Genomic DNA, 26,098 nt, shown 5'->3' with positions numbered 1-26,098 from the left:
GTAACACTAAGAAATGCTATTAAACTTTGCGCCTTTGCGTCCTTGCGGTTAATTTTTTCAAAAAACATAAAACAATAATAACGTAGTATTTAACCAAGAAGTAATTGCTTTTTCCTATTTTAGGCCAAAAGAAAAAAAATGAAACTTCAACCGTATCTTTGGCTTATTTTTATTGGATTAACCAGTTGTACTACTATGCACAAACCACTCAACATAGGCCATAGAGGCGCTATGGGACACGAAACCCAAAACACCGTTCCCGCGATTAAAAAAGCATTAGCGATAGGCGTCGACCGCATCGAAATTGATGTGTTTGTCATCAAAACAGGAGAAGTTATGGTGTTTCACGACGATATTTTGGATAGCCTCACCAATGCAAAAGGTCAGATAGAAAACTACACCTTCGAAGCCCTGCAAAAAGTAATCGTAAAAGGCGGACATCACATTCCAACGCTAGAAGAAATCATCACGACCATCGACCGAAAAGTCCCTTTAAATATCGAATTAAAAGGCAAAAATACCGCTGAAGCCACTTACAAAATCGTCTCGGCATTTATTAAAAAAGGTTGGGCAACAAAAGATTTCATCATCTCCAGTTTCCTTTGGAACGAATTAGCAATCTATCGAAAACTCGATTCCAATATAGCCATCGACGTCTTAACAGAAGAAAATCCGCTAGACGCACTCCCAATAGCGCATCAATTAAAGGCAACCTCTATAAATCCTTGGTTCAAAACCCTCACGCCCGAAAATGTAAAACGCATTCACCAAGAAGGATTTAAAATCAACACATACACAGTCAACGAACCTGAAGACATTAAAAAAGTAATCGCATTGGGTGTCGATGGAATTTTTTGTAATTTTCCCGAAAGATTACGATGATGTACGACTGTTTAATTGTGGGAGGTGGCGCTGCAGGTTTTTTTACTGCCATCAACATTGTAGAAAGAAATCCAAAAGCCAAAGTAGCCATTTTAGAACGTGGCGCCGAAGTGCTAGGCAAAGTCCGTATTTCGGGTGGCGGTCGTTGCAATGTAACCCACGCTTGCTTTGAACCCAATGAACTCGTAAAATTTTATCCAAGAGGCGAAAAAGAATTGCGAGGTCCTTTCCATCAATTTTGCTCTGGAGACACCATCGAGTGGTTTGAACGCCACGGTGTAGCCCTCAAAATTGAAGAAGACGGTCGAATGTTTCCCGTTTCCAACTCTTCGCAAACCATCATTGACTGTTTTCTAAAAGCCACCCAACAGTTGGGCATCAAAGTCCTCACGGGTCAGAGTGTGCAATCTATTTTCAAAAAAGACAACTATTGGAAAATTGACACCCAAAATCAAAATTATCAAGCCGAAAATTTGATTTTAGCTACGGGAAGTAACCCCAAAATTTGGGAAATGCTACAGGAATTTGGCCACGCCATCATTCCACCTGTACCCTCTTTATTCACCTTTAACAGTAAAGACACTCGAATCAAAGAGTTGCCTGGTGTTTCGGCAAAAGTAACCGTGAGAGTGAAGGACACCAAACTCGAAGCCACTGGCCCTCTTTTGATTACCCATTGGGGAATGAGTGGCCCCGCTATTTTGAAACTATCTGCTTGGGGTGCCCGCATTTTACACGACAAAAACTATCAATTTACCCTTTTGGTGAATTGGCTCAATACTATCGATACCGAAGAAGCCATCTCGCAATTGAAAACCCTTAAACAAGAACAAGCTAAAAAAACAGTCTCCAAAAAATCACCGTTTGAACTCACAAACCGATTATGGGAAAGTTTGGTGCTTGCCGCTGGTATCAGCACTGAAACCAAATGGGCCGATTTGTCCAAAACCCAATTGCAACACTTGGCACAACAGCTCACTAATGGTGTTTTCCCCATCAATGGCAAAAGCACTTTCAAAGAAGAATTCGTTACAGCTGGCGGCATTGATTTAAAGGAAATTAACTTTAAAACCATGGAAAGTAAAATCCACCCTAACCTTTATTTTGCAGGCGAAATTGTCAATATCGACGCCATCACTGGTGGTTTTAATTTTCAAAATGCTTGGACGAGTGGGTTTATTGTGGCGAATGCGGTGGGGTAATTGTTTTTACAATTATTTATTTAACCACCAAATACTTATATTTAATACCGTAGCAAAACTTACCCAAGCCAAATAAGGCAACAATAAATAGCCTGCCATTTTATTGATTTTAGCAAACTGAAGATAGGTTTCATAAATCATCAACCACAACAAGACAATCTCGATTCCGGCTAAAAAAGGATTATGCAAACCAAAAAACAAATACGACCACAAGGCGTTTAAAGCCAATTGAATCGCAAAAAGCGTCAATGCTTTTTTGACAATCGGTCGATTCCATTCGATTTTATCCCAAACCAAACCAGCCGCAACACCCATCATCACATACAACAAACTCCAAACAGGAGCAAAAACCCAATTCGGTGGATTAAAAGAAGGTTTAACAAGCGTAGGATACCAATCCAATATAGCCTGACGTGTAACCATTCCAGAAAAATAGCCAATTGCAAGACAAGTAACAACTACGGTAAGGATTCGAGTAATTTTATTCATTTGATGAAAATTAATTTTTCACCAAATGTAAAAAATTGAAAATTAAAAAATTTGCTTTCATTATGAAAAAACTCGCAAAGAATTGCCAGTCAAGGAAGTTTTGTAGGTAGTGAGATTACGTGTTGCGGGACCAACAGTAACTACACCCGTACTACTAAACTGAGCTCCGTGGTTCGGGCAAACAAACTTGTTGCCACTAGCACTGTAATTTATAGTAGTCCCTTCGTGCGTACAAGAAGCTGAAACCGCTAAAAAATCACCTGCTAGGGTTCTGGCCACTACAATGCCTTTGGTTACCAAAAAACCACCATTAGTAGCCAAGGAACCCGTACTCACATCGAGGACAAAATCAACGCCTGTTGGTGCTGGATCGCCACCACTTGAGTTATCATTGGAACAACTTGTGGCTACCCCTGTGATACAAGCTGGTACTAAAACGGCAGCCGCACCAAAACCTACACGAGCAAAAAATTCTTTTCTAGTCATAATTAAATCGATTTAATGAATAGTTGACTTGCTAAATGTTAAATAATTAAATAAAAATAAATAAAAAAACTGAAACTTCCTCTACAACTAAAATCCATCCTTGTAGAGGAAGTGTATAAAATTGAAAAACACTATGGTCAAAATAGTATATTTGTGCAAAATTTTACTTTTCAAGATGGAATCAACTGTTTTTACACCTTCTTCACCCTATACCCAAAACGTAGACCAAGGTTTTTTTGAGTGGAGTGCCCCTAGTAATATCGCCCTAGTAAAATATTGGGGAAAAAGAGACGATTTAGGACATCAAATTCCAGCCAATCCGTCAATCAGTTTTACACTAAATAACTGCAAAACCATTACTAGTGTGGCTTTTGAAAAAAAAGCAAATCAGGACAATTGGTCTTTTGACTTGCTTTTTGAAGGACAGCCCAAAGAGGAGTTTAAACCCAAGATTCAGAAATTTTTGGAGCGAATTACTCCATTTATGCCCTTTTTGAAAGACTATCATTTTACTATCAATACACAAAATACCTTTCCACACAGTTCTGGAATTGCTTCATCAGCTTCGGGGATGGCGGCTTTGGCTATGAATTTTATGAGTATTGAAAAAGCATTAAATCCTGAAATGACTGAGGAATATTTCTATCAAAAAGCGTCTTTTCTAGCTCGTTTAGGTTCAGGAAGTGCTTGCAGAAGTGTAAAAGGAAATCTTGTAGTTTGGGGCAATCAAAAAAATATTGAAGGAAGCTCCAGCCTTTTTGGTGTACCTTTTTCAGGAAAAGTACATTCGGTTTTCGAAAACTATCAAGATACTATTTTATTAGTCGATAAAGGCGAAAAGCAAGTATCAAGTACGGTGGGTCATGATTTGATGCATAATCATCCTTTTGCGGAACGTCGTTTTGAACAAGCGCATGAAAATATTGACCAATTGATTCCAATTTTCGAGAATGGTGATTTGGAAGCATTTATCAAAATTGTAGAAAGTGAGGCGTTGACCTTGCACGCGATGATGATGACTTCTATGCCGTATTTCATTCTAATGAAACCAAACACGCTACAGATTATCAACGCCATTTGGAAGTACAGAAACGAAACTAAAACACCCGTTTGTTTTACCTTAGATGCAGGCGCAAATGTGCATGTTTTGTACCCTGAAAACGTAAAAGAATCTGTTTTACATTTTATTCAAAGTGAATTAGTTGGCTATTGTCAAAATGGTCAGTACCTTTGCGATGAAATAGGATTTGGCAGTCAACTAATCAAACAATAATAAAAATCCCTATATTTACCGTTAGGAAAGCAAAAAAGATATGAAAGGACCTTTATTTTACTCAAAAATATTACTTTTCGGAGAGTACGGAATCATTCAAGACTCGAAAGGATTATCAATTCCTTATAACTTTTACAACGGTGCTCTTAAAAAAGAGGAGCATCCTTCACCAGACGCGATAGCGTCAAATGGTCACTTGAAACGATTTGTATCCTATTTGGAGTCCTTACAAACAGAGCAACCGGATTTGGTTCAATTTGATATTGCGACTTTGCAAAAAGACGTAAACGAAGGGATGTTTTTTGATTCTAGCATTCCGCAAGGCTATGGTGTGGGAAGTAGTGGGGCTTTGGTAGCGGCTATTTATGACAAATACGCACAGCATAAAATCACGGTTTTAGAAAACTTAACCCGTGAGAAATTATTGGAATTAAAAACCATTTTTTCTCAAATGGAAAGCTTTTTCCATGGAAAAAGTTCTGGCTTAGACCCTTTGAATAGCTATTTGAGCATTCCGATTTTAATTAATTCTAAAGATAACATTGAAGCAACAGGCATTCCAACTCAAAGTTTTGACGGAAAAGGTGCTGTGTTTTTGCTAGATTCTGGCATTGTAGGAGAAACCGCTCCTATGGTAAACATATTCATGGAAAACTTAAAAGATCAAGGATTCCGAAACATGCTCAAAACACAGTTTGTTAAATATACCGATGCCTGTGTTGAAAATTTCTTGGGGGGCGACATCAAATCCTTATTTACCAATACTAAAAAATTATCTAAAGTAGTGTTGAGCCATTTTAAACCCATGATACCTGAGCAATTTCACGGGGTATGGCAACAAGGAATTGAAACCAACGACTACTACTTAAAACTTTGCGGCTCTGGAGGAGGCGGTTACATTCTTGGTTTTACACAAGATTTGGAGCGTGCTAAAGCAGCTTTAAAAGACTACAAACTTGAAGTAGTGTACCAATTCTAAAAAACTTTCATACGCCATTCAAGATGCAACGAGAGCAAAAGCTATTGTTATTAAAAATCGTTAGTTTGTTCTCTGTTATTCGAGGGTACAACATTCCTATAATTATCATTGCGCAGTATTTGTCGGCTATATTTATTATGGCGCCAGAGCAGCGCGCCTTGAGTATATTATTGGACTTCAACATCTTTATTTTAGTCTTTGCTTCAGCGATTGCGATAGCCTCAGGGTACATTATCAATAATTTTTACGACAGCCAAAAGGACTTAATCAACCGCCCGAACAAATCGATGTTGGACCGATTGGTGAGTCAGAAAACAAAACTTCAGGTGTATTTTACCTTGAACTTTATCGTGGCGTTGATGGCGCTATTCATTTCTTGGAGGGCTTTTTTGTTTTTTTCTTTTTACATTTTTTTGATTTGGCTGTATTCGCACAAGTTAAAGAAAATGGTATTTATCGGAAATGTATCGGCTGCTTTGCTGGCCGTTTGGCCGTTTTTTGCCATTCTTTTATACTATTACAAACCCACTTCGATTGAAGATTTGGAAAGTCACAAAGATCATTTTGCGGTTATCTTTGCTCACGCTTCTTTTTTGTTTTTATTGATTTTGATTCGGGAACTAATCAAAGATTTGGAAAATTTGAAAGGTGATTTGGCTAACAATTACCACACGATTCCTGTATTGTATGGTGAAAATTGGTCCAAAAGAATCAGTACAGGATTAACGGTTTTAACGTTGGTTCCGGTGTACATTTTGATTGAGTTGTATGACGTGGGTTATATGGATATTTACTTTTACAGTTCATTGATTGTCCTGCTGTTTTTTCTGCTTTTATTGAGGCAATCCAACCACAAAACACACTACATAAGATTGCACAACATCTTGAAGTTTTTGATTGTAGCGGGCGTTTTTTGTATTGTTTTAATCAATCCAAGTGTGCTTTGGCATGGTAAAAATTGGTTATTGACACAGTAATTTCTTTGATTCAAAACGTTCTTTTTTGCGGGATTTCCTAGCCCTGATGGGAACGGCATCCTTTACTGCCGGGGTTCGGCAGTAAAGATATAGTGGACAGCAGGAAACAGCTCCTAAAACAAATCTCCTTACTAAAAATACTACTTAACTACTAATATATTAGTTAGTTACCGTTTTCTAATTATCGAAAATCGTTTCACAAGGATATAAATAGTATCTTTGCACCAAATTATAGCATATTATGAATAAGAAGGAAGGCAACAACAAAAGAGGCGGAGCAAGACCTGCAGGTGCAAGACCCAACTCGAATAAGCCAAAACCTGCAATGCCTAAAAGAGCACAAGGCCCTAAAAAAGCTAAGCCAACTGCCAAAATAGAAGAGGCTAACAAAGTGGTTAAAAAACCGAATCAAGCCGCCAAAAGACTTAAAGAAAAAGACGAAATTCGTTTGAATAAATACATTTCGAACTCGGGCGTTTGTTCGAGACGTGATGCAGATATTTACATTCAATCTGGTAATGTAAAGGTAAATGGTGTTCCCGTAACCGAAATGGGATACTTAGTAAAACCAACCGATGTAGTAAATTTTGATGGAAAAGTTTTGACGCCAGAGAAGAAAGTGTACATCTTGTTGAACAAACCTAAAAACTTCACCACGGCGCTTGATGAAGGTCAGGAATACCGCAATGTATTGGAATTGGTAAAAGGTTCTACTACAGCCAAAATTGCACCGATTGGTAGAATGGACAAAAACACTACCGGTTTGTTGTTGTTTACCAATGACACCGATATGATTCGAAAATTCACTTTACCGAATCAGAAATCCTCCAAAATCTACCAAGTTTCTTTAGACAAAAACTTGAAATATGAGGATTTAGAGAAAATCAGCAAAGGTGTCATTCTTGATGGCCACCGCGTTTTTGTAGAAGAGGTGAGTTATATTGAAAATGAACCCAAAAGTGAAGTAGGTTTGAAATTACGCTCGGCGAATGTAAAAGTGGTGCGTTCTATCTTCGAACAATTCAATTATGATGTGTTACGCATCGATCGCGTTTCGTTTGCTGGCTTGACCAAGAAAAATTTGCCAAGAGGGAATTGGCGATTACTCACGGATCAAGAAATCATCAATTTGAAAAACATTTAACACAAAGAAATACTCCACCATCCCATTACAATCCAATTGCAATGGGATTTTTTAATTATAAAAATGTATGACTCCAGAAAAACTAAACGCTATAGCCTACAAATGGTTTGATTGTTTTAACAAGAAAGAATTAGAAAAACTACTTTCATTGTATGACGACGAAGCGGTACACTTTAGTCCAAAACTAAAAATACAACAACCTGAAACCCAAGGTTTGATTTCGGGTAAAGAGGCCTTACGATCTTGGTGGCAAGAAGCTTTTGAGAGACTTCCTAGTTTACACTATAAAGTAACATCACTCACCGCTAATGGCGATCGAGTATTTATGGAGTATATCCGAAAGGTAGAAAACGAGACCGATTTGTTAGTAGCCGAAGTGTTAGAAGTTAAAAATGAAAAAATTATTGCCTCGAGAGTGTATCACGGATAAGAATTTTAAAAAAATGAAGTAGCTTTACGATTGTTCTAAACTAATCAAAATGAAAAAAAACCTATTCCTACTAACTTTTACACTATCCGTACTTTTAATTAGCTGTAAAAAAGAAGCAAACACAACGGACTTCACCGCACTTACCAAAAGTTATTTTGATGATAAAAATGTGCTAAATCCACTGGGAGCTACTCAAAACGGTCAAAACGAATACAACGACCAATTGCAATTTGAAATGACCGATTCGTTCCGAAAAAAACAAGACGCTTTTTATACAAAATACGAAACGGCATTAAGCACGATAGACACACTGTCACTTTCCGAAGAAGAGCGCAACAGTTATGAAATCATGAAATGGGAAATTGCAATGGGCAAAGAAATGTTGCAATATCCTATCAATTTAATGCCTATCAATCAATTTGAAGGCACGCATTTAACCATCGGTCAAATGGCGGGTGGCACAGGAGCACAACCGTTCAAAACGGAAAAAGATTACACCAATTTCCTAAAAAGAATAGAATTGTATAGCCAATGGATAGACTCAGCTATGGTGTACATGAAAAAAGGCATCAAAGAAGGCGTGGTATTACCCAAAGCCTTAACCCTAAAAATGATTCCACAATTCGAAACCATGCCAACCAATAAAGTAGAAGATAATCTATTTTACTCTGCGGTAAAACTCATGCCCGCTTCGTTCTCGGCTAACACCAAAGCGGAAATAGCCAACAAATACAAAACGGTAATTACCACAAAACTGGTTCCACAATATCAAAAAATTACTGCTTTTTTGAAAACCGAATACCTCCCCGCTTCCAGATCTACAAGTGGCATAGGAAGTCTTGCCCTTGGGCAGAAATTGTATAGCAGTTATGCCAAACAATGGACTACTACCAACACCGCTCCAGAAGCCATTCACGAATTAGGACTGAAAGAAGTAGCTCGCATTCGAGGAGAAATGGAAAAAGTAAAAGTACAAGTAGGATTCAAAGGAAGCTTATTGGCCTTTTTTGACGAAGTGAGAAACAAAAAGGAGTTGATGCCTTTTACGCAACCTGAAGAAGTAATTGCTAATTTCAATCGCATTCATAAAATCATTGAACCGAAAGTCAATCAATTCTTTTCCTTACAACCCAAAACCAAATTTGAGGTAAGACGAACCGAAGCCTTTCGAGAAAAAACAGCTAGTGCCGAATACAATCAAGGCACAGCTGATGGTAGCCGTCCGGGAATTTTTTACGTACCTATACCAGACGTTAAAAACTACAATGTATATGGTGACGAAGATTTATTTTTACACGAAGCCATCCCAGGACATCATTTTCAGGTATCGTTACAACAAGAAAATGAAAATTTGCCTGATTTCAGAAAATTCAATTGGTTTGGTGCCTATGGCGAAGGCTGGGCCTTATATACCGAAAGTTTAGGTAAAGAATTAGGATTGTATCAAGATCCTTATCAATACTTCGGTATGCTGGGCAACGAAATGCATCGCGCCATCCGTTTGGTTGTAGATACGGGATTGCACAGCAAAGGCTGGACAAGAGAACAAGCTATTCAATATTCGCTAGAAAACGAAGCTGAGAGCGAAGCGAGTATCATTGCCGAAATAGAACGCTACATGGCCATTCCGGGACAAGCCCTTTCGTATAAAATGGGGCAACTCAAAATAAAAGAGCTTCGGGAAAAAGCCAAAACCAAAATGGGAAGCCAATTTGATATTAAAAAATACCATGAAAAAGTATTAGAATCCGGTTGCTTACCCTTGGCTTTATTAGAAACAAAAATTAATCATTGGATCGATAATAAATAAATTTATTATGAAAAAGAGGATTTTCACTTTTATTGGAATCATAATATCTGTGATTACTAATGCTCAGATTGAAGTACACAAAATTGACTTAACATCATCTGGAGCATTGTTCAGAAACCCAGACTTTAACAAATTAGAATTAAAAAAAATAGAGGGTTCTCCTTACCTAAACAAAGACTTTGTACTAGCTGAAATTTCTGGAGTTCCTCAAAAAATTCTAGTTAGATACAATATCCTAAACGATTTAATAGAAGTCCAATTCGATAATAAACAAAATTATAATTTAACGAAAGAAGAGCCTTATTCAACTATATCACCAATTAACCAATCAAATAAGATAAAACTTCTAAGATATATAAACAAAGAAGGGGAAATTTTTGGTTACCTAACCGAAATTTATGTTTCAGACAAGTTAGTGGTATACAGAAAAGACCAAGTTAAACTTCAAAAAGCAAAAGAAGCAATAAGCACATACCATGAAGCGAGTCCTGCGAAATTCATTAAACTAAACCCTGAGTTTTATTGGAATTTACACAACAACAAAATAACTCTCATACCCAAAAACAAAAAGAGTTTAATTGAATTATTCCCTAACAAAAAAGAGAATATAACAAACTTTATCAAAGAAAATAAAATTGATTTTGATGACGAGAAAGGGATAATAGAATTATCAAAATTTGTTCAAACAATTAAATAAACATTTACATACTTAAAGCTAAAAAAGGGATATTGAATTACTCAATATCCCTTTACTGGTTACTATAATTAACTACAAATCAGAAACCTATATGTCTATTATTTAATTTCTCTTGGAACGCATAAACAGATTACCAAAAAAAGAACGTTCCTTTATAGGAGAAGGGTCTGTTATATAATCTAAATTAGGAATACCCAATACTAGTCTTACACCTCTGGGTATAAAACCATATAAACCCTGAATTTGAGAATCTAAAAGTGGGTATAAATTCTTTGGAGGATTATTTTTAAGATTAAACAAAATCAACAACGCTACTACATTAAATATTGTCCTAGCACTTTCACTTTTGACACAAATTTCATTAGAAATCATTTCGGAAATTCTTTCTTTTTTGGTTGGAAAAAGATGCTCCAAATATGATTGCCCAGAGACAAATAAAGATTCATTTACATAAAAACAATTAAATTGATCTTCAATTGAAACCTCCAATTCTTTTAATGAAAGTAAAATCACCTCGATATTATCACTTCTCTTTATTCCAACTAATATCGTACAAATACAAACTTCAATAGTTTTTTTTAACTGCACATCCCTTTCGTCTAAACAACCTGACAATTTCAAAAACAAATCGTTTGAGATTAAATTTTTAAAATGATGTATCAGATTCGTCATTGACTCTTCAATTAAAAGCAGGGTTAATTGTAAAATTTGTTTAAAATAATCGATAAAGTGTGATATTTTATCGTTGAAGTGCTAAATGTAGTATTTTTTTATTTGAATAAAAAATAAAAAAATATAATTTATTAATCAAAATAATATGTAATATTGAGATACAGATTGAAGATATTAAAAAAACTAAATATGATTCTATGCAACCAAATATTCTATTTTTTTTACTTATAATTAGCAACTTTTCAGTTGCTCAAACTTTGGGTGGAACCGATCAAAACATTGCTCCAATCTACAATAATTTAAGTATAATACAAGCCAACAAAGATTATAGAGCTACCTTCTTTAAGGATATAGAGGGAACTCCCTATATATATAAAGACTTTGTGCCTTCAGAAATAGATGGAGTAAAATCAAAAATGAATTTACGGTATAATGCTTTTGACGATGTAGTCGAAGTAGAGAAAAAACCTAATGAAATATACACCATATCAAAAGAACCTACTTATGGCGTTATATATATGAATTATGATCGGAAAAAACTTAGATTAATTAACATTGAAGACAACAAAAATAATGAAGCTTGGATATATGCTTTTGAATTAATGAACAGTAACAATTTAGCTTTACTACGACGTGATAAAATTGACTTTAAAGAAGGCAAAGTAGCTAAAACCTCTTTTGAATTGAGCAGCAAACCGCACTTTACCTCTATTAGAAGCACCTATCTACTTGAGCTGAAAGACAAAAAAATTATTGAATTTCCTTCGACAAAATCAAAATTACTTGCTTTATATCCATCACATATCAACGAGATTAAATCCTATTTAAATGATAACAAGATTAATCTATCTGATGAGAGTGATATGATTAAAACCACTCATTTTTTGAGCTCACTTTAAAACATAAAAAAAGCTTCTCATTTGAGAAGCTTTTTTGTGTGCGGATAATAGGACTCGAACCTACACGCCTTGCGGCACCAGATCCTAAGTCTGGCACGTCTACCAATTTCGCCATATCCGCGTTGGTGGGTGCAAATATAAGCATAAGTTCCTATTTTCAAAGTAATTTTTACAAAAAATTATTATTCTATTTTTTGTACTTTTGAATTGATAAAAATTAATCATCCAAATGGAAAACAGAACAAGTTACGTTCAAGAAAATAAAGAACGCTTTATCAATGAGTTAATCGAATTATTAAAAATTCCTTCTGTTAGTGCCGATACCGCTTTTTCTCAAGATGTACTCGACACAGCAGATGCAGTAAAAGTAAGTTTAGAAAAAGCAGGCTGCGACAAAGTAGAAATTTGCGAAACGGACGGCTACCCTATTGTATACGGTGAAAAAATCATCGACCCCACTTTGCCAACTGTATTAGTGTATGGACATTATGATGTACAACCTGCTGATCCTGTTGAACTTTGGGATTCTCCGCCATTTGAACCCGTAATCAAACCCACAGCCATTCATCCAGAGGGAGCTATTTTTGCTCGCGGTGCCTGCGATGATAAAGGTCAAATGTACATGCACGTCAAAGCTTTTGAATACATGATTCAAAGCAATACTTTACCTTGTAACGTTAAATTCATGATTGAAGGTGAAGAAGAAGTAGGTAGCGTAAACTTAAAAACATTTGTAGAAAACAATACCGAGAAATTAAAAAATGATGTGATTTTAATTTCAGATACCGGAATGATTTCTAATCAGCAACCCTCCATCACCACAGGATTACGTGGATTAAGTTATGTAGAAGTAGAAGTGACTGGTCCGAACCGCGATTTACACTCAGGTTTGTACGGTGGTGCGGTGGCCAACCCCATCAATATCTTATCCAAAATGATTGCTTCGCTTCACGATGAGAACAATCACATCACCATTCCAGGTTTCTATGATAATGTTGAGGAATTATCTCTGGAAGAAAGAGCCGAAATGGGCAAAGCCCCTTTTAGCTTGGAAAACTACAAAAAAGCGCTTGACATTAACGATGTCTATGGCGAAACTGGCTATACTACGAATGAGCGTAATTCTATCCGTCCAACACTCGATGTGAATGGAATCTGGGGCGGCTACACTGGTGAAGGTGCTAAAACCGTGATTGCCAGCAAAGCCTATGCAAAAATTTCGATGCGTTTAGTACCTAATCAAGATTGGGAAGTGATTACCGATTTGTTCACCAAACATTTCATTAGTATTGCTCCAGCTGGCGTTAACGTAGTGGTTAAACCGCATCATGGTGGTCAAGGTTATGTAACTCCAATCGATAGCATTGGTTACCAAGCCGCCAACAAAGCCTACACCGAAACCTTTGGCGTTCCTGCCATTCCAGTTCGTTCCGGTGGAAGCATTCCTATCGTTGCATTATTCGAAAAAGAATTGAAAAGCAAAACGATTCTGATGGGATTTGGTTTAGACTCCGATGCGATTCATTCACCAAACGAACATTTCGGAATTTTCAATTACCTCAAAGGAATCGAAACCATTCCACTTTTCTATAAATATTTTGTAGAGTTGAGTAAATAAATACTCTTTTCATACCAACATCCGCTCCTTCATACTTGATTGAGCGGATGTTTTTTTTGGGCGTAACCCGCAGAAAAAGCGGGTCGGGTCATCCGCTATATCTTTTTGGGCCCTCGCCGAAAAAGCGAGTCCCAAAAAGGATGCCGCTCCTACCCCTTACGCAAAACCGTTTCTAAACCACTCATTTAAAAAAGTTAATCCTTTTGTTGCACATATTATTTTTTATTCTACATTTGTAGAGCAATATATTATTTTGTAGAGCAATGACAAAGCCAATCTTACTATTTGTACTATTTCTTTTATGTAGTTGCCAAGTACAACAAATCAATCAAAAGAAAGATAAAAAAATGCACGGCAAATGGATTGAAGAATATACTTTGGACACTATTCGATACCAATCTATTGGAAGATACAAAGAAGGAGAACCAGTTAAAAAATGGAAATACTATGCAAATGGCAAAATCATCAAAAAAGAAACCTATAAAAAAGAGTATTGTAAAGTGCGCTTTTACCACCCGAATGGAGCGCTTCAAGCCAAAGGAATTACACAGTTGATTGAAAAAGGGAAAGACATTCATTGGTTTTACTCCGGCCAATGGGAGTATTTCGACACCAAGAAAGATTTAATCATCACCCGTTTATACGATAAAGGAGAACTTATCTCAGAAAAAGAAATAAAAAACACAAAACAATAAACCATGCAACAACTAACCAACGCCGAAGAACAAGTGATGCAGCATTTGTGGCAACTCGAAAAAGCCTTTATGAAAGACCTACTCGAAGCCTACCCAGAACCAAAACCTGCAACAACTACTATTGCTACTTTATTAAAAAGGATGATTGACAAGCAGTTTGTAGCTTACAAAGAATATGGCAACTCTAGAGAGTATTACCCATTGATTGACAAAAACGATTATTTCTCGAAACATGTCAATGGATTAATTAGTAATTTCTTTAATAATTCAGCTTCTCAATTTGCTTCGTTTTTTACCAAAGAAACAAACCTAACAGCCAGAGAACTTGAGGAATTAAAAAAAATCATCGATAACGAAATCCAAAAAAAGAAATCATGATACAGTACTTGCTAACTTCAACTATTACTGCCACTATCCTATTGGTAGTATATCAGCTTTTTCTGGAAAAGGAAAAAATGCACCGTTTCAATCGCTTTTACTTGTTGCTTAGTTTGCTTTTTTCACTTCTAATTCCTTTTATTTCGATTGAGATTATTGAAGAAATCACGACTCCTGCGACTGCTCCAATTCCAATGAGCTTTTCAGGTGGAACTATGGTAATTGCAGAAGAAACTAATTATCTGGAACAAATACTATGGGGTATTTATGTCCTAGTAACTGCAATTCTATCATTTAGATTTATTCGCAATATTGTGACATTTTATCAATTAAGAAAGCATAACGCAACACTTACGTTTCAGAACGCGACTTTAGTATTGCTTCAAGAACCCGTGTTGCCGCATACATTTATGAATTCTATTTTCATCAATGAAGCGGAATACCAAGAACGTAAAATTGAAAAAGAATTGTTTGCACACGAAATGACACATGTCAATCAAAAGCACACCCTAGATGTTCTATTTATAGAATTGATAAAAACTATCTTTTGGTTCAATCCTTTGTTTATTTTGTACAAAAAAGCCATACAACTTAATCATGAATTCCTAGCCGATGAAAAAGTGGTGCAATCGTACCAAAACATTCCATTTTATCAATCGCTATTGTTATCCAAAGCGAGTTGTAACAAGCCTTTGTACCTAGCCAGTAATTTAAATTTTCAAGTCACCAAAAAACGCTTTCTTATGATGGGTCGGAATTCTTCGAAAAAAATAATACTTGGCAAACAGCTAGCACTATTGCCAATTTTTACGGCACTTTTCTGTTATTTCTGTATCGATAGTGTTGCACAAGTACAAGCAACAAAATCTACAAATACAAAATATACTACTGCAACAAGTAACGACAGAGATATTTACTACGCAGGTGTTTTAGTTAATGTTACTGACAAAAAAAGGAATATCAACTTCTCAAAAAAGTATGAAGCACTTACCTTAGAAGAAAAGAATAGATACCTACCTTTTGCTCCTAAAAAATATTCAAAAAAAATTCCGACAAAGGCAGAATTTGAAGATTTCAAAAACAGTAAAAAATATGCCATCTGGATTGACGGTATTCACGCCAACAATAGTCATTTAGAGGTCTACTCACCAGACAAAATCGCCTATTTTACAGGAAGTTTTGTTCATAAAAATGCTAGAAGCAAAAAATTTCCTCAGCCTTTTCAGTATAGTTTCTACACAGAGGCCTATTATGACAAACATTTAAAAAATGCGCATAAAAAGTTTTCTGGTAAAAGCATCGATATTGTTCTTAGTGACTCGAAAAAATTACCCGAAAATTCAAAACCAAATACAAAAGAAGAGTCATTAGTCAGCCCTAATAAAAACCTAGCAAATTTAAATCCCGGTCCAAAAACTGAGACTTTAGTCAATTTGCCACAAGAAAGTACAAAAGAAAGCAATCCACCACTATCGAATGATGTTGTATTTAATGTAGCAGGTATAACTGAAAAACCGGAATTCCCTGGAGGCATGGAGAAGTTTTACAAATTTGTTGGAAATAATTTTCAAGCTCCAACTGAACCTAATTTAAAAGGAAAAGTATATGTTATGTTCATTATCGAAAAAGATGGAAGCATTACTAATGTCAGCGTTTTGAGAGATATTGGACACGGGACCGGTGAAGAAGCCACGCGCGTAATCAAACTTTCTCCAAAATGGATTCCTGCTCAGAAAGACGGTGTACCAGTTCGTGTACAATATAGTTTACCCATCACTATTATGAGTTCTAATTCATAAAAACAATAAATATTTAACCAAAAAAAAGACATCATGAAAACACCACAATTTCAATTAAAAAAGAAACCCACTAGATGGTTTCGCTGCACGATGCTAGTTTTGGCATTAATCATAAATTCTTTTGCAAACGCTCAAGAAAAGCCATATCAAAAGCAAGAGAAGGGTTCGCTATTCGAAAACTATTATAATAACACCGTTTTTAAAATCAAAAATGAAAAAGGAGCCATTGTAGCCGAAAAAAAATACACTCAATTAACCCAAGCAGAAAAAAAGCTGGTGCCGAGTTTTTTAGGAGAAAGTAAGTCGATGCCAACAAAAGAAGAACTCGATGAAATATTTAAAAAAGGAGGACCTGCCGTGATTATCATAGATGCCTTTGACCCAAAAAAACTAAAAACTAAAAAGGGAGAAAATGTAGTATATCAAGTGAATGAAATCACCGAAGACCCCATTTTTCCAAACGGAATGGAAGCCTTCTATCAATATATGGGACAAAACCTCAAACTACCTAAAGAAGTAATCGAGAAAAACATCAAAGGGAGAATTTATCTAAGTTTTATAGTAGAAACTGATGGATCCATCAGCGAAATTACAACTTTAAGAGATGGCGTAGGTTATGGAACGAGCGAAGAAGTCATTAGAGTATTAAAAAATGCACCAAAATGGATTCCTGGAAAAATCAACAGTGAACCTGTTAGAGTCAAATATTCATTGCCTATTACAATAAACCCAAAAGCTTAAATTCATAAAAAAACCGCTTCTCTTCAAGTACAAGTTTAGAGAAGCGGTTAACAAATAAACTCAAAAAAAATTAAAATTAAAAAGAAAACTAATTGAAGACTTTATCTGGATTGTAGCCCATATATGGCATGGCTTGTTCATTAAAAACAACGCCGTATGATTCTAATTCTTTCAGTATGGGTTCGTAAACTTCTTTTTGGATAGGAAGTTGTACCCCTGTAGTTTGTATTTGACCATTAAGTATCAATATAGCCGCCATTGCAACCGGAAGCCCAACTGTTTTTGCCATAGCCGTGTACATTTGGTCATCGCCTATACAAACCATTTTGGAATCGATTTGAGAAGTTATACCATTCAATTCATAACCAAATTTGTGATACATCACTATCATATCTTTATCCTCGGGTTGTAAGGTCCAACTATCAGAAAGGATTTTTTCTAAAATTTGTGCTGGTGTCGCATTTTTTAAACCAACCTTCTTACTACGGCTGAATAAATCCAACTCAACTAGTTTATCCCACATAATATCGTCTTGGTCTATTTTTAGAATGTGTCGCATCTTTAGTTCAACCGAATCGGTAGGGTGATATGGCAAAAATGAATTCACAAACTGTCGATAGGTCATTTCTTCTGAGCCTTCCATTATGTAACTATCATCTGTCATTCCTAACTGCACAAACATATTCCATGCCTTTGAGAATCCTACTCTGCGAATAGTACCTCTATATAAAGTAAGCACATCGTCTAAACCGTAAACTGAACGATATTTTAAAGAATCCCGATTAGAGTAAGCTTCGAATCTGCCATAACCTTCGACTTCTAAAAATTCGGTTCTGCGAAATAAATTACAATACGGTATGTATTTGTAAGCGCCTTCTTGAATGAATTTGGCTGCACCTCCTTGACCTGCTAACACCACATTTCTTGGCGCCCATGTAAATTTGTAATTCCAAATATTGGTGTCTGATTCTGGAGCGACCAATCCACCACAAAAAGACTCGAAAAGAAGCATTTTCCCTCCTTTTTCTTTGATCTCATCGATAACTTTCATCGCACTCATATGATCGATTCCGGGATCTAAACCAATTTCGTTCATAAAAATGAGTCCTTTGGCTTTGGCTTCTGCATCCAAAGCTTGCATAGCTTCACTGATATAAGAAGCCGTAACCATGTGTTTATGAAACAAAATACAATCTTTCGCAACTTCGATGTGCAAATGCGCTGGTAACATAGAGATAACTATACTAGCTTTTTGAATCGCATCTTGTCTTTGTTGCGTATTAAATATATCTAAAGCTATTGGAGTCGCATTAGGGTGATTGTTGGTTTTTTTCTGAGCCAATTCAAGCGATAAATCTCCAATTATGAGATGTAATTGTTCTTTTTCAGACTTTCCCAATAGGTATTGAATCAACGACGAGGCTGATCTACCTGCTCCAATAATGAGTATAGTTCTCATAAAAATATAATTATTTAACACAAACATACTATTTTGTTGTATTCATAACAAATAGATTGTGTTAAAACATGAAAAATTTAAAAATAAAACAGAAATAACCCTTTTTGTTTGAAATGTAATAAATACTTTTGCAGTAGATTCTAATTAGGAACTATGAGCAAAAAAGTAATTTCAACTGCTGCCCTTTTAGGAATGATAGCTATCATTTTAGGAGCTTTTGGGGCACATGCCTTAAAAAAAGTACTTTCAACAGAGCAACTTGTTACCTTCGAAACAGGTGTTCGCTATCAAATGTACCATGCTTTATTCCTTCTATTCATTGGTTTGAATACATCGTTATCTGAAAAATCGCAAAAAATCATTTATTATCTAACTATATCAGGTGTTCTATTATTTTCGGGCTCCATTTATTTTTTAGCTACAAATTCATTAACCCCCTTCGATTTTAAAAAAATAGGATTCATTACTCCCATAGGAGGAGTTCTTCTCATTTCAGCCTGGGCTGTTTTATTATTTGACTTTTTAAAAAACACTAAAAAGAAAATTTAAAACAAAAAAGACTATTTAAAAATTAATTTATACTTTTACATCGAAACAAATAAAAACCAACTTCAATTTTATGGACACTAACACCCTTTTTACGAAATCGATTTCGTTAGAAAAATTAGGAATTGAGAATGCCAAAATTCAGTATCAATTAACTCCAGATGAATTACATGATTTAACCATTGCTTCTGGTCAAGGTATAGAAAACTCGACTGGAGCCTTAGCCATCAACACTGGAACTTTTACAGGTCGATCACCACAAGACCGTTTTATCGTAAAAGACAGTATTACCGAAGATAAAGTATGGTGGGGAAAAGTAAATATCCCTTTCGAGCCAGCTGCTTTCGATGCTTTATACAAAAAAGTGACGGCTCACTTATCTAACAAAGAAGTATTTGTAAGAGATGCTTATGTATGTGCTGATCCAAACTATAAATTGAATGTTCGCGTAGTAACTGAAACTCCTTGGGCAAACTTATTTTGCTACAATATGTTTTTACGACCAACTGAGCAAGAGTTAGAAAACTTTACTCCAGAATGGACTGTGGTTTGTGCGCCAAGTTTTGAGGCCAATCCAGCAGTTGACGGAACACGTCAGAGTAATTTTGCTATTTTAGATTTTACTAAAAAAATTGCACTTATCGGAGGCACAGGGTATACAGGAGAAATGAAAAAAGGAATTTTCTCTGCATTGAACTTTATCTTGCCTGTTTACAAAAATACATTACCAATGCACTGTAGTGCCAATGTGGGTAAAAATGGAGACACTGCAATCTTTTTTGGTCTTTCAGGAACAGGAAAAACAACTTTATCTGCCGATCCAGAAAGAAAACTAATTGGGGATGATGAACACGGTTGGACAAACGAAAATACTGTTTTCAACTTTGAAGGTGGTTGTTATGCCAAAGTCATTAATTTATCAGAAGAAAATGAACCCGATATTTTTAGAGCCATCACTAGAGGGGCTATTTTAGAGAATGTTGTGTTTAAAGCAGGCACTAACGAAGTGGATTTTGATGATGTTTCTATTACACAAAACACTCGAGTAAGTTACCCAATCACACATATTGATAATATTCAACCAGGGTCTATTGGTAAAAATCCAAAGAATATTTTCTTTTTAACGGCTGATTCTTTTGGAATTATTCCACCAATATCAAAACTAACTCCTGGCCAAGCTGCTTATCACTTTATATCTGGTTATACTGCAAAAGTAGCAGGAACAGAAGCAGGAGTAACAGAACCACAACCTAATTTTTCAGCATGTTTTGGTGCACCATTTATGCCATTGCATCCTACAAAATATGCCGAGATGTTAAGCAAAAAAATGAAAGACGCCAATGTTACCGTATGGTTGATCAACACAGGATGGACAGGTGGTGCTTATGGAACAGGAAGCCGAATGAAGTTAAAATACACTCGTGCTATGATTACTGCTGCATTGAATGGTGAATTGGATGCGGTTCCTTTTGTAAATCATGACGTATTTGGAATTGCCATTCCACAAGAATGTCCAAATGTTCCAGCCGAAATCTTAAATCCAAGAAATACTTGGGAAGACAAAGCATTATATGACGTAAAAGCAGTTGAACTAGCTCAAAAATTCAAAGCAAACTTTGAAAAATTTGAAGAATTTGCCAACGAAGAAATTCTAGCTGGTGCTCCAAAAGCATAAAAATTACCAAAACAAAACCAAAATAAACCAACCAAAACGAAAAGAGCTGTTCCGCAAAGAACAGCTCTTTTTTTATTACAAACAAAGACCGTTATTTTTTATGCTTATCGATAGCTTCTTGAATGATTTTCCAATCATAAAAATGAAACGTTTTTCCGTTGCTCATAGCTACAAATAATCCTTTATCGAATGGTTGACCGAGATTAATAGCTGTAACATCGGCACCATCGCATTCTATGGTAGAAGTTGGAATTTCTGCTAATAGTTGATAGTCATTAGGATTGCCATTACTTCCTTCTCTTGGATACACCATAAAGGAATTGGCTTGCTGATTAGAAACCAAAATGTAGCCCGTAGTAGCAGAAGATTTGTATATGGCCATTCCTTCATGATCGGATTTAAAATCTTTCTGTCCAAACAACGCTAATTCTTGATTGTCATTTAATGCAGGATCAGCTTTGTATTTTCTAATTCCAAATTGCTCATCGCAATAATAAACTGCTCCCAATTCGTTATCTACTGCAATGGCTTCGATTTCCTTTTTCCCACTGTAGGCTCCAAATTTACGCACCAAAGTAGCTTCTACTTTTGCATTCGAAGTTCCTTTCAATTCATATTGCCATAAATAAGAACCTGAAGGTCCTGATTTTCTGCCTACAATGGCAAAAACCGCTTTATCTGATGGACGTGTATAAATTGCAATTCCCATTGGGTCTCTTTCCAATTCCCCTTCAAAAACAGGAATACCACCGTTATCCAAAGGCTTCAAGTCGGGCAGGCTAAAAATGCGAATTTTATTCGTTTCACGTTCTGTTGTTACTGCAATATCAGTCACTACACCATCAATTTGTAAACCATAGGCAATATCCACATTATTAGGTCTCTTGATGGTTTCTGATTTTTTTATGATTTTGCCTTGTAAATTAAAAACATACAAACCACCATCAGTGTCTTTATCTGTACCAATAACAAGACTTTCTTGAGGATTTGTTGGATGAATCCAAATGGCTGGATCATCGGTATCATGCAAAACAGTTTCGGTTACTACTGTTGGTTTAAGTCCATCTTTTCGCAAAGGCGCTAATGAACTGGAACAAGATGTTACAAAAGCTGTAACCACTATCAAACTACTATATTTATTCATTTTTTACTTTTTTTTATCAATATTCGTTTTAAAAATCACATTGCCCTCGGCATCGACCACTTGCGCCACTAATTGGTCTTTGGTTACAGAAAAAGTCATAAATCCAGCTTTTTCAGCCCAAAACAAAGTCCCTTCACGAGTTCCAGAAGGTCTTACTTCGCAGGCAGCACCCGACAAAAACTGAGTAGTGTAACGATTTTTGGGTTTAATAATTTGCAAATCGTGTTCGTGTCCACAGAAATAAGCATCTACTTTATAAGTATCAAAAATAGTAGCAAATTTACTTTCAAAACTCTTAGTCTCTGGACTGTCTTTTCTTTTGCCTCCACTATATAAGGGATGATGTCCCACGACTATTTTCCATTTAACCACATCATCTTTCGTTTCCAACTCCCTAATTAGCCATTTTTTTTGTGCTGTGGTATCTTGCGCTATAAGATTATCGTACATATCCGTACCTTTTTTATAATAGCTGTCTATAAATGGCGAAGTATCCATAACCAAAAGTAAGAGTTTATTACCATCTTCTAATTCAATCATCTTCTTGTAATAGGTTGAAGGCAGATGCCAACGTCTACTTACATTGGAATAGTCAATTTGGGCTTTTAAACTGCCTCTGTAATCATGATTCCCTAAAGTAACATACCAATCGTTTTGCAAACTGTAATCCGTGTAAACCGATTCAAAAGAAGCCATCCACGAAAAATCCTGTGTGCTTCGAACACCATTGGGATAAAAATTATCTCCTACTGTAATCACAAATTTAGAATCGAGAGTAGCAGCCGCTTTTCCCATTTGGGAAGCTACTTCCTTTTGGTAAAACTGCCCGTAGCGGCCAAAATCTCCCATCAATAAAAAATTCAAGCTCTTAGCGGATGGTTGCAATTGAGACAAATAACCTCCGGTATAACCCGACAATTCTCTTTGGGCTGGCGTTTGCGCACAAAGCAATTGTGCTACAAACAAACAAAATAGTATTTTCTTCATTCCTCTAAATTAAAAAAAACAAACAGGAAAGACTTCCTGTTTGTTTAACAAAACACCTACTGACAACAAACTACAAGTCAAACTTCAAGCCGAAATTATATCGAGCTTGATAGTACTCGACTTGTTTGGTATTCGCAACCGCACCTTGATAATAACGCAATGGTTGGTTGGTCAAATTATTCGCTTCTGCAAAAATTCGCAATTTTGAAGTTATCTTAAATGAGGCATTAGCATCTAAGAAAAACTGTTTGTCATAATAACTATCATTGTATGCCTCAGAACCCAATTCGTCTAAATAATCTGAGGTGAAATTAGTAGAAATTCTAGCCGAAAAACGTTTGTTTTCCCAAGACAAAGAACCGTTAAACATATGAGGTGCAGTTCCTGGTAAGCTTATATTTTTACGTTCATTTCCATCTTCGTCAGCAATTCCTTTAGCTTCTGAATTGGTGTAAGTATAATTCAAGTAGATACCAAATCCTTTCAAGAAATCACCTGGTAAAAAGTCTAGCTGACGCTGAAAAGCCACTTCAAAACCAAAAACGTTTACTTTGTCTCCATTTTTTGGCTGAATAAATGACCAATTTTCACCTGTTGGAATTGGATTTGCCTGACCTGGAAAATCTTTTGCAAACTTCTCGGTGGTATATTGATTATCACTAAAATTATAAATGAAATCATCTAACTTTTTATAAAAAACTCCTCCTGAAATAATCCCAACAGATTTGAAGTAATTTTCTACCATCAAATCATAATTATTAGAAAATGTTACATCCAGGTTTGGATTTCCAGCAGCGATTTCTCTATCAGCAGCAATATTATTTACATAAGGCGCTAAGGCATAATAATCAGGTCTTGCCAAAGCTGTAGTCGCAGCCGCTCTAATAACTAAATCTTTGTTGGCTTTGTATTGTAAGGTTAAACTAGGCAAAAGATTTGTATACGAATTGGTATTATTGATTTGACCTTCTAAAGTTTCTTCGTCCAATACTCGATTTCCTGTATAATCGATTTTAGTATTTTCTACACGAAATCCTAGAACCATAGAAAGTTTATCATTAAAATCCTGGTCCCATCTTAAGTAAGTTGCATAAATTTTCTCTTTGGCATTGTAATTTACCGTCAAAAACTCGGCAGGATCTTCTTCTTTATCAAACAAAGAAGCATTGTTCAAATCTAATTTTCCTAAGTAAGCTGCCGAAGCAAATGTTCCAGGGATGTATTTGGCACCCGGATTGAATCCTTTTCCATCAAATGTAACCGTACTTACATCGGTCAAAAGTTCCATACCGCTATTCACTGGTTCGTACGCGAAAAAATTATTATCTCTCGATTTTTCTTTAATTCTTACTCTTAAACCCGCTCTAAGTCTTCCTTTTTGAGAAGGAACTACGGTAAACGGTACGCGAATATTAACTTTTGCTCCAAACTCACTTTCGCTAGTATCGTCTGTATTTTCGGTAACCGAATCAAATTTGAATTTAGCGATAGACTCACCTGAAGTAGTCAATAATGGAAATTTACTTTCAGAAAAATCTTGAGTCATATCCACTCCTTTTTGACGATACTCAATATATCGCTCACCTGGACGGTATTCTCTTGCTTTAGAATAGTTAGCAGACCAATCTAAATCTAGAGTGGAATGAATCAAATGCTCTCCCCTCAACGAATAGTTTTGTACTCGTTGATCTTCTAATCTTCGGTTTTCATTTCTACTATTGTCAACTCCACCTTTAGTTTGGCGTCTTACTCTTCCTTCATAACCAATAATTTTTTGGGTATCCACTGCATCATAAACCGCTTCGATATCGTCATAGGTAGTTCTGAATCGGTTTTCTTTATCATCTCTCCAATTGTAGATTGCGTTCGCAAAAATGGAATTATTATCGTCAAATTTATAATCTAAAGCCAAAGAAGAACTTCTCCTAATTCTTTGCACATCATATTTTCTAATTTCTGCAGCTTGAAGAAATTCATTACCGAATTCATCTTTTACCCATTCGTTTTCGATGTTATCCGATCCATAATCTACATTATTGTAAGAAGCACTTAAAACTGCTCCAAGTTTAGCATCAAAAAAACGATTACCATATACCAAACCAGCAGTGTAACTACCTTTTTCACGAATTGGCAAATACCCGCCCGCCAATGTTGCAGAAATACGCTCTTTATTTGGCGTTGCTCTCGTAATTAAATTCACAGAACCACCAATCGCATCAGCATCCATATCAGAAGTAAGGGTTTTGTTTACCTCGATAGTAGAAATCATATCCGATGGAATCAAATCCATTTGTACATTACGATTGTCTCCTTCGGCAGAAGGAATCCTGTCACCATTCAAACTCACTGAATTCAAAGATGGCGCCAAACCTCTAATGATAATGTTTCTAGCTTCACCTTGATCGTATTGCATCGTCACACCCGAAACTCTTTTTAAGGCATCACCTATATTAGCATCTGGAAAACGACCTACTTGGTCTGAGGAAATGATGTTACCAATGTTTTTATTGTTTTTTTGTTGGTTCAATGCCTTCGCTTGTCCTTTTAAGATATCACCAACCACCACTTCATTCAATTCTGTTCCAGCAGCTTTTAGACTAAAATCAATTACAGCATTCTTTCCTTCGCTAACTTGTACTTCATTGGTGATAGAAGTGTACCCCATATATTTAATTTGAAGACTATAATTTCCTGGAGATACATTTAAAAATTCATAACGCCCAGTGTAATCAGTAACCGCATATTTATTCATACCAACTATTTGTACCAAAGCTCCTGGCAAAGGCAACTTATCATCGACATCAACAACTTTTCCAGAAATCACCCCTTTTTGGGCATGAGAAAATAGAAAAGTAAAGAAAAAGAGCAACAGTAATTTTGTTTTCATACAAGTATTTAATGGTTAAAACGCAAAACTAAGCTGAATTATTTAACACAATTTTACGCAGGTTTTAACAATTTGTTACGGTTCAACCAAACTAGCTTACTTTCGTAACACAATCCTAACACAGCTATAACTTAGTTACAACATAGCCGTAACATTTGAAGGAAATACCCAAAAAAAGCATTTGCAACTAAAATACAATCAGTAATTTATCGTTTGAATCATTTTTGGC

Annotated in this window: 24 protein-coding genes and 1 tRNA gene; 17 read left to right on the top strand and 8 right to left on the bottom strand. The window is 35.9% G+C overall.

The features are described 5' to 3' along the window. Positions 1-138 precede the first annotated feature (138 nt). On the top strand, positions 139-882 hold the full coding sequence (locus ACZ1AQ_RS06725) for a glycerophosphodiester phosphodiesterase (protein WP_489632162.1): 744 nt from the start codon (positions 139-141) through the stop codon (positions 880-882). After that, on the top strand, positions 879-2,084 hold the full coding sequence (locus ACZ1AQ_RS06720; RefSeq protein WP_489632161.1) for a BaiN/RdsA family NAD(P)/FAD-dependent oxidoreductase: 1,206 nt from the start codon (positions 879-881) through the stop codon (positions 2,082-2,084). The genes ACZ1AQ_RS06725 and ACZ1AQ_RS06720 overlap by 4 nt, the downstream gene beginning before the upstream one ends. A gap of 12 nt (positions 2,085-2,096) precedes the next feature. Here the strand turns inward: ACZ1AQ_RS06720 and ACZ1AQ_RS06715 are convergent, their stop codons facing one another. Then, positions 2,097-2,573 carry a TspO/MBR family protein gene (locus ACZ1AQ_RS06715; protein WP_489632160.1) on the bottom strand — a complete coding sequence of 159 codons (477 nt, stop codon included), beginning with the start codon at positions 2,571-2,573 and terminating at the stop codon, positions 2,097-2,099. A 60-nt stretch (positions 2,574-2,633) separates the two neighbouring features. Then, a complete protein-coding gene (locus ACZ1AQ_RS06710) occupies positions 2,634-3,059 on the bottom strand; it encodes a QcrA and Rieske domain-containing protein (protein ID WP_463339053.1) in 426 nt (141 codons plus the stop codon). Between the two features lie 175 nt (positions 3,060-3,234). Here ACZ1AQ_RS06710 and mvaD point away from each other — a divergent pair, with 175 nt between their 5' ends. The 7 genes from mvaD (at position 3,235) to ACZ1AQ_RS06675 (ending at position 10,369) form a co-directional block, all read left to right on the top strand. Next, a complete protein-coding gene (gene mvaD / locus ACZ1AQ_RS06705; protein ID WP_489632159.1) occupies positions 3,235-4,332 on the top strand; it encodes a diphosphomevalonate decarboxylase in 1,098 nt (365 codons plus the stop codon). A 40-nt stretch (positions 4,333-4,372) separates the two neighbouring features. Next, complete coding sequence (locus ACZ1AQ_RS06700; protein WP_489632158.1) at positions 4,373-5,311, top strand: mevalonate kinase family protein; 939 nt, start codon at positions 4,373-4,375, stop codon at positions 5,309-5,311. Between the two features lie 23 nt (positions 5,312-5,334). Further along, the gene (locus tag ACZ1AQ_RS06695; protein WP_489632157.1) at positions 5,335-6,288 is read left to right on the top strand and encodes a geranylgeranylglycerol-phosphate geranylgeranyltransferase; all 954 of its coding nucleotides are present in this window, start codon (positions 5,335-5,337) and stop codon (positions 6,286-6,288) included. 241 nt (positions 6,289-6,529) lie between these two features. Further along, positions 6,530-7,432: a pseudouridine synthase gene (locus ACZ1AQ_RS06690; protein WP_489632156.1), complete on the top strand. Its 903-nt coding sequence runs from the start codon at positions 6,530-6,532 to the stop codon at positions 7,430-7,432. Between the two features lie 67 nt (positions 7,433-7,499). Then, complete coding sequence (locus ACZ1AQ_RS06685; protein ID WP_489632155.1) at positions 7,500-7,862, top strand: nuclear transport factor 2 family protein; 363 nt, start codon at positions 7,500-7,502, stop codon at positions 7,860-7,862. A 49-nt stretch (positions 7,863-7,911) separates the two neighbouring features. Continuing rightward, positions 7,912-9,672 (top strand): DUF885 domain-containing protein, encoded by a 1,761-nt coding sequence (locus ACZ1AQ_RS06680; RefSeq protein WP_489632154.1) that lies wholly within the window; start codon positions 7,912-7,914, stop codon positions 9,670-9,672. Between the two features lie 7 nt (positions 9,673-9,679). Beyond that, positions 9,680-10,369 carry a hypothetical protein gene (locus tag ACZ1AQ_RS06675; RefSeq protein ID WP_489632153.1) on the top strand — a complete coding sequence of 230 codons (690 nt, stop codon included), beginning with the start codon at positions 9,680-9,682 and terminating at the stop codon, positions 10,367-10,369. A gap of 102 nt (positions 10,370-10,471) precedes the next feature. On the opposite strand, the gene ACZ1AQ_RS06670 is transcribed toward ACZ1AQ_RS06675, so the two are convergent. Beyond that, positions 10,472-10,990, bottom strand: coding sequence for a hypothetical protein (locus ACZ1AQ_RS06670; protein WP_489632152.1), 519 nt, complete (start codon positions 10,988-10,990; stop codon positions 10,472-10,474). 248 nt (positions 10,991-11,238) lie between these two features. On the opposite strand from ACZ1AQ_RS06670, the gene ACZ1AQ_RS06665 reads away from it, so the two are divergent. Further along, entirely contained in the window at positions 11,239-11,940 is a 702-nt protein-coding gene (locus ACZ1AQ_RS06665) for a hypothetical protein (protein WP_489632151.1), read from the top strand. A gap of 39 nt (positions 11,941-11,979) precedes the next feature. Here ACZ1AQ_RS06665 and ACZ1AQ_RS06660 read toward each other — a convergent pair. Next, positions 11,980-12,061 (bottom strand) — tRNA-Leu (locus ACZ1AQ_RS06660). 108 nt (positions 12,062-12,169) lie between these two features. On the opposite strand from ACZ1AQ_RS06660, the gene ACZ1AQ_RS06655 reads away from it, so the two are divergent. From ACZ1AQ_RS06655 to ACZ1AQ_RS06635, 5 genes are all read left to right on the top strand, one after another. Then, a complete protein-coding gene (locus tag ACZ1AQ_RS06655; protein WP_489632150.1) occupies positions 12,170-13,558 on the top strand; it encodes a dipeptidase in 1,389 nt (462 codons plus the stop codon). A gap of 263 nt (positions 13,559-13,821) precedes the next feature. Further along, entirely contained in the window at positions 13,822-14,253 is a 432-nt protein-coding gene (locus tag ACZ1AQ_RS06650; RefSeq protein ID WP_489632149.1) for a toxin-antitoxin system YwqK family antitoxin, read from the top strand. Positions 14,254-14,256: 3 nt separating this feature from the next. After that, positions 14,257-14,631, top strand: coding sequence for a BlaI/MecI/CopY family transcriptional regulator (locus ACZ1AQ_RS06645; protein WP_159687985.1), 375 nt, complete (start codon positions 14,257-14,259; stop codon positions 14,629-14,631). Continuing rightward, a complete protein-coding gene (locus tag ACZ1AQ_RS06640) occupies positions 14,628-16,430 on the top strand; it encodes a M56 family metallopeptidase (RefSeq protein WP_489632148.1) in 1,803 nt (600 codons plus the stop codon). Before ACZ1AQ_RS06645 ends, ACZ1AQ_RS06640 begins: the two co-directional genes overlap by 4 nt. Positions 16,431-16,463: 33 nt before the next feature. Next, positions 16,464-17,171: an energy transducer TonB gene (locus tag ACZ1AQ_RS06635; RefSeq protein ID WP_489632147.1), complete on the top strand. Its 708-nt coding sequence runs from the start codon at positions 16,464-16,466 to the stop codon at positions 17,169-17,171. 88 nt (positions 17,172-17,259) lie between these two features. Here ACZ1AQ_RS06635 and ACZ1AQ_RS06630 read toward each other — a convergent pair whose 3' ends face one another. After that, positions 17,260-18,630 (bottom strand): saccharopine dehydrogenase family protein, encoded by a 1,371-nt coding sequence (locus ACZ1AQ_RS06630; RefSeq protein ID WP_489632146.1) that lies wholly within the window; start codon positions 18,628-18,630, stop codon positions 17,260-17,262. A gap of 153 nt (positions 18,631-18,783) precedes the next feature. On the opposite strand from ACZ1AQ_RS06630, the gene ACZ1AQ_RS06625 reads away from it, so the two are divergent. Both ACZ1AQ_RS06625 and pckA read left to right on the top strand, forming a co-directional pair. Further along, positions 18,784-19,179: a DUF423 domain-containing protein gene (locus ACZ1AQ_RS06625; RefSeq protein ID WP_489632145.1), complete on the top strand. Its 396-nt coding sequence runs from the start codon at positions 18,784-18,786 to the stop codon at positions 19,177-19,179. A 70-nt stretch (positions 19,180-19,249) separates the two neighbouring features. Further along, the gene (pckA, locus tag ACZ1AQ_RS06620) at positions 19,250-20,851 is read left to right on the top strand and encodes a phosphoenolpyruvate carboxykinase (ATP) (protein ID WP_489632144.1); all 1,602 of its coding nucleotides are present in this window, start codon (positions 19,250-19,252) and stop codon (positions 20,849-20,851) included. 91 nt (positions 20,852-20,942) lie between these two features. Here pckA and ACZ1AQ_RS06615 read toward each other — a convergent pair whose 3' ends face one another. The 3 genes from ACZ1AQ_RS06615 to ACZ1AQ_RS06605 form a co-directional block, all read right to left on the bottom strand. Then, on the bottom strand, positions 20,943-21,995 hold the full coding sequence (locus ACZ1AQ_RS06615; protein ID WP_489632143.1) for a phytase: 1,053 nt from the start codon (positions 21,993-21,995) through the stop codon (positions 20,943-20,945). Between the two features lie 3 nt (positions 21,996-21,998). Next, on the bottom strand, positions 21,999-22,982 hold the full coding sequence (locus tag ACZ1AQ_RS06610; protein ID WP_489632142.1) for a metallophosphoesterase: 984 nt from the start codon (positions 22,980-22,982) through the stop codon (positions 21,999-22,001). Positions 22,983-23,052: 70 nt separating this feature from the next. After that, positions 23,053-25,869 (bottom strand): TonB-dependent receptor, encoded by a 2,817-nt coding sequence (locus tag ACZ1AQ_RS06605; RefSeq protein WP_489632141.1) that lies wholly within the window; start codon positions 25,867-25,869, stop codon positions 23,053-23,055. Between the last annotated feature and the right edge of the window lie 229 nt (positions 25,870-26,098).

The sequence above is a fragment of the Flavobacterium sp. UM26 genome (genome assembly GCF_057922445.1).
This window is presented reverse-complemented; position numbering and strand designations above follow the sequence as displayed.

What these genes read in the sequence shown, in the direction of transcription:
- ACZ1AQ_RS06700 (WP_489632158.1), top strand. Translation starts at nt 4,373, where the DNA reads ATGAAAGGACCTTTATTTTACTCAAAAATATTACTTTTCGGAGAGTAC.
- ACZ1AQ_RS06685 (WP_489632155.1), top strand. Translation starts at nt 7,500, where the DNA reads ATGACTCCAGAAAAACTAAACGCTATAGCCTACAAATGGTTTGATTGT.
- ACZ1AQ_RS06615 (WP_489632143.1), bottom strand. Translation starts at nt 21,995, where the DNA reads ATGAATAAATATAGTAGTTTGATAGTGGTTACAGCTTTTGTAACATCT.
- ACZ1AQ_RS06720 (WP_489632161.1), top strand. Translation starts at nt 879, where the DNA reads ATGATGTACGACTGTTTAATTGTGGGAGGTGGCGCTGCAGGTTTTTTT.
- ACZ1AQ_RS06710 (WP_463339053.1), bottom strand. Translation starts at nt 3,059, where the DNA reads ATGACTAGAAAAGAATTTTTTGCTCGTGTAGGTTTTGGTGCGGCTGCC.
- ACZ1AQ_RS06680 (WP_489632154.1), top strand. Translation starts at nt 7,912, where the DNA reads ATGAAAAAAAACCTATTCCTACTAACTTTTACACTATCCGTACTTTTA.
- ACZ1AQ_RS06605 (WP_489632141.1), bottom strand. Translation starts at nt 25,869, where the DNA reads ATGAAAACAAAATTACTGTTGCTCTTTTTCTTTACTTTTCTATTTTCT.
- ACZ1AQ_RS06690 (WP_489632156.1), top strand. Translation starts at nt 6,530, where the DNA reads ATGAATAAGAAGGAAGGCAACAACAAAAGAGGCGGAGCAAGACCTGCA.
- ACZ1AQ_RS06715 (WP_489632160.1), bottom strand. Translation starts at nt 2,573, where the DNA reads ATGAATAAAATTACTCGAATCCTTACCGTAGTTGTTACTTGTCTTGCA.
- ACZ1AQ_RS06640 (WP_489632148.1), top strand. Translation starts at nt 14,628, where the DNA reads ATGATACAGTACTTGCTAACTTCAACTATTACTGCCACTATCCTATTG.
- ACZ1AQ_RS06650 (WP_489632149.1), top strand. Translation starts at nt 13,822, where the DNA reads ATGACAAAGCCAATCTTACTATTTGTACTATTTCTTTTATGTAGTTGC.
- ACZ1AQ_RS06630 (WP_489632146.1), bottom strand. Translation starts at nt 18,630, where the DNA reads ATGAGAACTATACTCATTATTGGAGCAGGTAGATCAGCCTCGTCGTTG.
- ACZ1AQ_RS06695 (WP_489632157.1), top strand. Translation starts at nt 5,335, where the DNA reads ATGCAACGAGAGCAAAAGCTATTGTTATTAAAAATCGTTAGTTTGTTC.
- pckA (WP_489632144.1), top strand. Translation starts at nt 19,250, where the DNA reads ATGGACACTAACACCCTTTTTACGAAATCGATTTCGTTAGAAAAATTA.
- ACZ1AQ_RS06645 (WP_159687985.1), top strand. Translation starts at nt 14,257, where the DNA reads ATGCAACAACTAACCAACGCCGAAGAACAAGTGATGCAGCATTTGTGG.
- ACZ1AQ_RS06610 (WP_489632142.1), bottom strand. Translation starts at nt 22,982, where the DNA reads ATGAAGAAAATACTATTTTGTTTGTTTGTAGCACAATTGCTTTGTGCG.
- ACZ1AQ_RS06725 (WP_489632162.1), top strand. Translation starts at nt 139, where the DNA reads ATGAAACTTCAACCGTATCTTTGGCTTATTTTTATTGGATTAACCAGT.
- ACZ1AQ_RS06655 (WP_489632150.1), top strand. Translation starts at nt 12,170, where the DNA reads ATGGAAAACAGAACAAGTTACGTTCAAGAAAATAAAGAACGCTTTATC.
- mvaD (WP_489632159.1), top strand. Translation starts at nt 3,235, where the DNA reads ATGGAATCAACTGTTTTTACACCTTCTTCACCCTATACCCAAAACGTA.
- ACZ1AQ_RS06625 (WP_489632145.1), top strand. Translation starts at nt 18,784, where the DNA reads ATGAGCAAAAAAGTAATTTCAACTGCTGCCCTTTTAGGAATGATAGCT.
- ACZ1AQ_RS06675 (WP_489632153.1), top strand. Translation starts at nt 9,680, where the DNA reads ATGAAAAAGAGGATTTTCACTTTTATTGGAATCATAATATCTGTGATT.
- ACZ1AQ_RS06665 (WP_489632151.1), top strand. Translation starts at nt 11,239, where the DNA reads ATGCAACCAAATATTCTATTTTTTTTACTTATAATTAGCAACTTTTCA.
- ACZ1AQ_RS06635 (WP_489632147.1), top strand. Translation starts at nt 16,464, where the DNA reads ATGAAAACACCACAATTTCAATTAAAAAAGAAACCCACTAGATGGTTT.